The organism is Bacteroides sp. An269, from assembly GCF_002159755.1.
In the GTDB taxonomy this organism is placed as follows: Bacteria; Bacteroidota; Bacteroidia; order Bacteroidales; family Bacteroidaceae; genus Phocaeicola; species Phocaeicola intestinalis.
Genome location: NZ_NFJG01000155.1, coordinates 1 through 7,443, shown reverse-complemented (window position 1 = coordinate 7,443; position 7,443 = coordinate 1). Strand labels below are relative to the sequence as shown.

Annotated in this window: 6 protein-coding genes and 1 pseudogene; 6 read left to right on the top strand and 1 reads right to left on the bottom strand. The window is 42.2% G+C overall.

Features of this window, described 5'->3' with window-relative positions; genetic code table 11:
- The first annotated feature begins 135 nt into the window (after positions 1-135).
- A complete protein-coding gene (locus B5F71_RS17995) occupies positions 136-1,425 on the top strand; it encodes an IS1380-like element IS1170 family transposase (protein ID WP_044064670.1) in 1,290 nt (429 codons plus the stop codon).
- Between the two features lie 118 nt (positions 1,426-1,543).
- Here the strand turns inward: B5F71_RS17995 and B5F71_RS17990 are convergent, their stop codons facing one another.
- Positions 1,544-1,975 carry a carboxypeptidase-like regulatory domain-containing protein gene (locus B5F71_RS17990; RefSeq protein WP_087213086.1) on the bottom strand — a complete coding sequence of 144 codons (432 nt, stop codon included), beginning with the start codon at positions 1,973-1,975 and terminating at the stop codon, positions 1,544-1,546.
- 270 nt (positions 1,976-2,245) lie between these two features.
- Between B5F71_RS17990 and B5F71_RS17985 the strand changes: the two genes are divergently transcribed.
- The 5 genes and pseudogenes from B5F71_RS17985 to B5F71_RS17965 form a co-directional block, all read left to right on the top strand.
- Positions 2,246-3,508: a peptidase U32 family protein gene (locus B5F71_RS17985; protein ID WP_022039131.1), complete on the top strand. Its 1,263-nt coding sequence runs from the start codon at positions 2,246-2,248 to the stop codon at positions 3,506-3,508.
- A 582-nt stretch (positions 3,509-4,090) separates the two neighbouring features.
- Complete coding sequence (locus B5F71_RS17980; protein ID WP_140400101.1) at positions 4,091-4,825, top strand: hypothetical protein; 735 nt, start codon at positions 4,091-4,093, stop codon at positions 4,823-4,825.
- A gap of 47 nt (positions 4,826-4,872) precedes the next feature.
- Positions 4,873-5,601: pseudogene (locus B5F71_RS17975) on the top strand (RHS repeat-associated core domain-containing protein); the annotation flags it as partial.
- A 672-nt stretch (positions 5,602-6,273) separates the two neighbouring features.
- Positions 6,274-6,693: a hypothetical protein gene (locus B5F71_RS17970; RefSeq protein WP_087213082.1), complete on the top strand. Its 420-nt coding sequence runs from the start codon at positions 6,274-6,276 to the stop codon at positions 6,691-6,693.
- A 129-nt stretch (positions 6,694-6,822) separates the two neighbouring features.
- The coding region (locus B5F71_RS17965) for an RHS repeat-associated core domain-containing protein (RefSeq protein ID WP_343285810.1) at positions 6,823-7,443 on the top strand (621 nt) is incomplete at its 3' end.

Here is a 7,443-nt window from a genome sequence, read left to right as displayed (position 1 = left end):
CCTTAATTCCGCAACACATATTGTTAGAAATAAATTTAAAATACTGAGTAATAATATATTACCCAGTATTTTGCCATGTCAGAAGATTCACTTAACTTAGTGTTGCAATAAAAATCAAACAAATCTTCATCAGGCATGGCAAAAGTACAAATAAAATCTGAACAAATCACTCCTTTTGGTGGAATATTTTGTGTAATGGAAGAATTCGATGCTCTTTTGTCTAACATAATTGATTCCACTTTGGGACCACGTACCAAGACATTCGGTTATCAATACAGTGAAATCTTCCGTTCTCTCATGTGCGTGTATTTCTGTGGCGGCTCCTGTGTTGAAGACATATCCACCCATCTCATGTCTCATCTTTCCTTTCATCCTGTGCTAAGGAGCTGCAGCGCAGATACGATTCTCCGTGCCATCAAGGAACTGACCGTCCCCAACATAACCTATACGTCTTCCGTCTCGGGAAAATCCTATGATTTCAATGTGGCAGACCGCATGAACGAACTGCTTGTCAAGGCACTCATATCTACCGGAGAATTAAACGAGGGACAGAAATATGATTTCGATTTCGACCATCAGTTTATCGAGACAGGCAAGTATGACGCCAAGCCCACCTACAAGAAGTTTACCGGATACAGCCCCGGAGTAGCTGTCATCGGCGACCATATCGTAGGCATAGAAAACCGCGACGGCAATACCAATGTCCGTTTCCGCCAACAGGATACGCTTGAAAGGATCTTTACAAGGCTTGAAGACAACGGTATCCATATAGACAGGGTACGTATGGACTGCGGGTCATGTTCCGAAGAGATTGTGGATGTGGTAAAAGATCATTGTAACCATTTCTACATCCGCGCCAACAGATGCTCGGCGTTTTACGATGACATGTTCATTCTCCGAGGATGGAGGACTGAGGAAATCAACGGAATAGAATTCGAACTGAACTCCATTATCGTGGAAAAGTGGAAGGGAAAGCCTTATCGCCTAGTTGTTCAGAGACAGAGAAGGACTGACAAAACTCAGGAACTATGGGAAGGTGAATATACCTACAGGTGCATTCTCACCAATGATTTCGAATCCGATGTCAGAGATATCGTAGAATTCTACAACCTGCGTGGAGGAAAGGAAAGAATCTTTGACGAAATGAACAACGGATTCGGATGGAAGCGTCTGCCCAAATCCTTCCTGGCTGAAAATACGGTCTATCTGCTGATGACCGCACTGATAAGGAACTTCTACAAAACCATTATCCGCAGAATGAATGTAAAGGCATTCGGACTCAACAGGACAAGCCGCATCAAAGCTTTCGTATTCAAGTATGTTTCTGTGGCTGCTAAATGGATAAAGACTTCCAGAATGCACATGCTGAATATCTACACCGGAAACAGGGCTTATGAGAATGTCTTTAAGGGCGGGGCGGATTAGCCCTTATGCTTTGTGGGATTTATGGCATATTGCCTCAAGTTGCCTTGTGGGGTAAGGGGAAGTTATGCCTGAAAGGTACGACCCAAGCTCTCATGACACACAGAAGTCTTCAGACTTTTCATGAAAATCGCAAAAAAACTGTCGTGTCATGAGAGGATAAAAGAGTTGCGGAAATGAGGTTGTCGATTACACTTGCCGAACCGGTGAAGGTAGATTTTTTTGCAGTACCGTAGGGCACGGCGATAACCACCTCATCGATGGCAATACTGGATTCGTGCATTTCTATGTTAATGGTTTTCTGCCCATTTATAGGAACTTCCTGAGTTTCGTAGCCGATAAATGAAAATACCAATGTGTTTTGTGGTTCGGTCTGTAGCGAATAGTCGCCATCCATGGAGGTGATTGTACCGTTAGTACTTCCTTTTACCGCTACTGTCACGCCGGGCAAACCTTCGCCTCCGGCAGTGACTTTTCCCGAAACAGTGATGCGTTGCGCATACGTCGCTATGCAGAACAAAAGCATGCATAGCAGAGTTAGTGACCTGCTCATAAGTGTTTAATTGGTTGTTATGTGTTTATAGTTTACAGTTGGTTTCTCTCTCTCTTGTGGAGAAACATTGTTTATGGTTTATTGAATAGTTTTGTCTGTTTCCCAAAAAACGGGCGCAAAAATAGTAAATTCTTTGAATAAATGACATAGAAAAGTGAAAATATGCGCACATCGGGTTTCGTTTTTGGGTATTTATTCTATCATTATGCATAAAAGATACACAATGATTGCTGGAAAATCGCTACCTTTGCAGCCTAAATCAGAAGAAATATGGATTATTCGATAAAAGACTTTGAGATTATGGCACCGGTAGGTTCGCGCGAATCACTGGCGGCGGCTATTCATGCCGGAGCAGATTCCATCTATTTCGGTATCGAGAGTTTGAACATGCGGGCACGGTCGGCAAGCACATTTACCATTGACGACTTGCGCGAGATAGCACGCACGTGCGACGAGCACGGGGTAAAGAGTTACCTCACGGTGAATACCATCATTTACGATGAAGACCTGGAGCTGATGCGCCGGATTATCGATGCGGCAAAACAGGCAGGCATCAGTGCGGTGATTGCCGCCGATGTGGCGGTAATGGCGTATTGCAACCAAATCGGGCAGGAAGTGCACCTTTCTACCCAACTGAACATCAGCAATGTGGAGGCACTGCGCTTTTATGCCCAGTTTGCCGACGTGGTGGTGCTGGCACGTGAACTGAACCTGAAACAGGTGCGCAAGATATACGATGCCATCCATGAGCAGCACATCACCGGCCCGATGGGGCAACCCGTGCGTATCGAGATGTTCTGCCACGGAGCGTTGTGCATGGCGGTATCGGGCAAGTGTTACCTCAGCCTGAACGAACTGAACGCTTCCGCCAACCGCGGTGCCTGTATGCAGGTGTGCCGCCGCGCCTATATTGTAAAAGACAAGGAAAGCGACATCGAACTGGAAGTGGATAACCAGTACATCATGTCGCCCAAAGACCTGAAGACCATCCGCTTTATGGACGAAATGATAGAAGCGGGCGTGCGGGTGTTCAAAATAGAGGGACGTGCCCGCGGACCCGAGTATGTGAAGACGGTGGTAGAGTGCTATAAGGAAGCCATCCGGTCGTACTTGGACGGCACGTTTACCGAAGCGAAGAAAGACGCATGGGACGAACGCTTGAAGACGGTATTCAACCGCGGCTTTTGGAACGGTTATTACTTGGGGCAACGCTTGGGAGAGTGGAGCCGCAATTACGGTTCGGGCGCTACCGAACGCAAGGTGTACGCCGGACGGGGCATCAAGTATTTCTCCAACATCGGCGTGGCTGAGTTTCTGATAGAAGCGTCCGAAATCAAGGTAGGCGACAAGCTGCTGATAACGGGTCCTACTACGGGCGCGATGTTTGTCACCCTCGACGAAGCCCGTGTCGACCTGAAACCGGTGGACGTAGTGCCCAAAGGCGTGCACGTGTCGTTCAAGGTGCCCGGACGCATCCGCCCCAGTGACAAACTGTACCGGATGGTCCCGACCGAGGAGTTGAAAAGAAAATAAGCAGGAAGCAAGCAGGAATTGGGAAGTCAATTAGCAGCATGGTCCTTTACATCCCAGTCCTCTTAAAATCCTAAGATACCAGGACTGCAGTCCTAATATATATAGGACTGCAGTCCTGACGCTGTAAGACAGTAGTCCTATACTACTGGGACTGGACATGCAGTTTATTCTCTTCTCTCTTTTGACTGATTGTCTTATGTTGCGCAGCTCGTTATGCACTAAAATCAGCTTATAGCCTTGCACTCCGGTCTACGATTTTAATCAGGTTATAGAGTTCTGCCACCTCGTTGGTAAAAACGGGCGAAAAAATTGGGAGAAATTGGTAAAACAGAGGTTACTCGTACAGATCATGCAGGAACTCTTTATGAGACAGTAGGATCAACAACAACTGAATGGAAAGATCCAATTATCATAAAGCCCGAAGAGAAAGATAAGAAATAATAGAGTTTATGCAGAATAAGGAATAGTATATTTGATTGTCAGTACTATTGAATCTTATTCGATACGATGTTATAGTATTTATAATTTTTAAAGTGTTCGGATAATTACTATATCCGACACTTTTATAAATAAAAGTGCCGTATGGGAAAAATATTATGTGCATGTATGTTAATGATTTTTGTGAACATGAGTTCACGAACGGTTTTTGCGCAAAGCCATTATATGGAAATAGATAGTCTGCTTATTCATTATGTGGACTTCAATCTTATGACAATGATTGATATTGGTTGTGACAATTTTGAATCAGCTTTGGCTTATAAAACAGTTGTACTTCGTGATTCGAGTTGTATTGCAGAATTGGCAGATATTCTTTTGGAAGAAAAATGCAAAACGGAACAACCTATTGATGTTAGATGCAAGATTTATATGTTTACTCCACAAGGAATAAAGGTGATGTGTTTAGGGAAATATATTTTGTGTTATAATGGTAATTCTTATAAAATAAATACCCTATTCATTGATAAAGTGAAAGAACTTATTTTAAAAGGGGAAAAGGTCTTGAATGATACGATAATAACCCATACTCCTATTTTATTGATAAAGCAGGATGTTTTTTATAATTATGTTAGGCAAAGATGCTTACCTATTATGAAAAAAGAAAAGATAGATTCCTTAAAGATTATAGTTGATTTTTGTATTGATAGAAAAGGTCATACTGTAGATGTATCCATAAAAGGATGGAAAAATCAATTTGTTTCAAATTCATTACAAGATGAAATCACTCGTTTATTTCAAGAACATTTGAAATGGTCTGCGTCAGAAAATCGTTCTCACAAAGTTAGAAAAGTATTACCTTTAGTGCTAGTCTCTGATTAGTTGCTTATAGAAATTTTGTTCGTTTGAAAGAGACAAATGAGAATGCATCAACTGCTTACGGCTTGACTGACAATTGACTTGTATGTTAAATGTCAATCAAGTAATGAAAGTAGACAATGTCATTAGTACAGTAGCTCAACAACAACGGCTTCGAGTTCAAAGATGCCGTAAAGCAGGCGAATGAGTACACGTATGACAAAAACGGCAACCTGACGAAAGATTTGAACAAGAATATCACAGAGATTCAATATAATTGTTTAAATTTGCCAAGCAAGGTCACGTTCGGGAACGGGAATACGATAACTTATCTGTATGCAGCTGACGGCACAAAGCTGCGCACGGTGCATAAGACAGGAAGTACGACCACCACGACAGACTATTGCGGGAATGTGGTCTATGAAAACGGTACGCAGAAGCTATTGCTGACGGAAGAGGGCTATGTCACCTTGGCTGACAGCAAGTACCATTATTACCTGAAAGACCATCAAGGCAACAACCGTGTGGTTATCAGCTCAACGGGGACGGTCGAAGAAACAAACCATTATTATCCTTTCGGCGGGGTATTCGCAGCAACGAACAATGTGCAGCCGTACAAGTATAACGGTAAGGAGTTTGACACGAAGAACGGCCTGAACTGGTACGATTACGGTGCACGGCACTATGATGCGGCGTTGGGAAGGTGGCATGTTATTGACCCGATGGCTGAAAAATATTGTACTTTTACTCCTTATTCTTATTGTGTCAATAATCCTATTATGTATATAGACCCTGATGGCAGATTGGCAAATCCCATTTACGATCAAGAAGGAAACTTTTTAGGGACGGACAATAGAGGTTTGCAAGGAGACGCTATCATAATGGATTCGAAGTTCTTCCAACAAGGTATGGAACATGAACTTGCTGAAGGACTTGATTTAGGTCTTTCCAGCCTTGACGAAGGGACTCGTGGAATAGTTGAGGCAAGTGTTAGAAGTTTAGTGAACAGACCGGATTATGATGGCTTTGTGACGGTAAGCGAAGGCATTCAATGGGCTAAGAACCATCCGAATGCGTTGAATTATCCTACCCCTAATAATGCATTATATATCAATGCGGCTTTATTGGATTTTGGGGAACTTTCTGTTGACAAAATTGGCATTCCTAATATAGGGAAACCTGTACGAACTCAATTGTTTACTGTCCCAAATACATTAGAATCTATCTATAATGAAAGATTGAGGGCTACAGTATATGCTTTAGGAAGAGTAAATGTTACATTACAAAACCCTGTTTTGCGTACTATATCAGTAGTAAATGATGAAGCAACGTATTACGATTGGAATCAAGGAGATTCATTTGTCCGTAGATCTGCAATTTTTTTGGAACGGATGCGGACAGGATTAAATGACACTCATGGATTTAGGGCTTATTATTATGGCTATGGAGTTTTAAGAAAATAGAGTAGAAATATGAAAAAGTTTTTAGTGCTTGGTTTAGTTGTTTTGTGGATTGTTAGTTGTAAATGTCCTTTCCTTTGGATTGTGAATTTAGGGAATAATTTTGCATTGCTTCAATGGGATGATACAGATATTGTATATGACCGCAATGGAGACAAAGAATGTTTTTCAAGTTCGGAAAGTGTACAAGTTGTGCCATTTGAAGTTGTTGCCTATAATTTTAATGACCGTTGGATTATTGCTAAATCAGATTCAAAGGCGGGAGATAATCCCCAATACTGGATAATTGACAAGCAGTATAATTTTTCTCGTTTAGGTTATAGGGAAGAATTGCAACGTCAGACTACAGGTCCGCTTGATTCTATTAGTTTTTATAAGACAATAAAAACGTATGGCATTGATTTACAATTGAAATATTTAAGCAATAAGTAACAATTTGCTTGTTTCTAATAAAGACAGCCTTGATATTGTAATCAAATAATGATTCGATATTTAGGCTGTTTTTATTTTTTGTGTATCGTATCAATACTCCTACGACAAAATGGCAACCTGACAAAAGATTTGAACAAAGATGTTACAGGTATTCAATATAATTGTTTAAATTTGCCAAGCAAGGTCACGTTTAAGGACGGTAATACCATCACTTATTTATATGCTGCTGACGGCACAAAGCTACGCACGGTGCATAAAACAGGAAGTACGACCACCACGACTGACTATTGCGGCAATGTGGTCTATGAAAACGGCACGCAGAAATACCTGTTGACGGAAGAGGGCTATGTCACCTTGGCTGACAGCAAGTACCATTATTACTTGAAGGACCACCAAGGTAATAACCGTGTGGTCATCAGTTCCACGGGAACTGTTGAGGAGACGAATCATTATTATTCGTTCGGCGGGGTGTTCGCGGCAACGAACAATATGCAGCCTTATAAGTATAATGGTAAGGAGTTCGATAACAAGAACGGCTTGAACTGGTACGATTACGGTGCACGGCACTATGATGCGGCATTAGGAAGGTTTGTGAGTGTTGACCCGTTATCGGAGCAAGATTATCCGAGCCCCCCTTATACTTATTGTGGCGGCAATCCCGTTATCCGCATAGACAAGGACGGCAAGATTTGGGATACGGTATGGGACATCGGCAATATGCTTTACGATGCAGGTGCAGCCGTAGCTGCC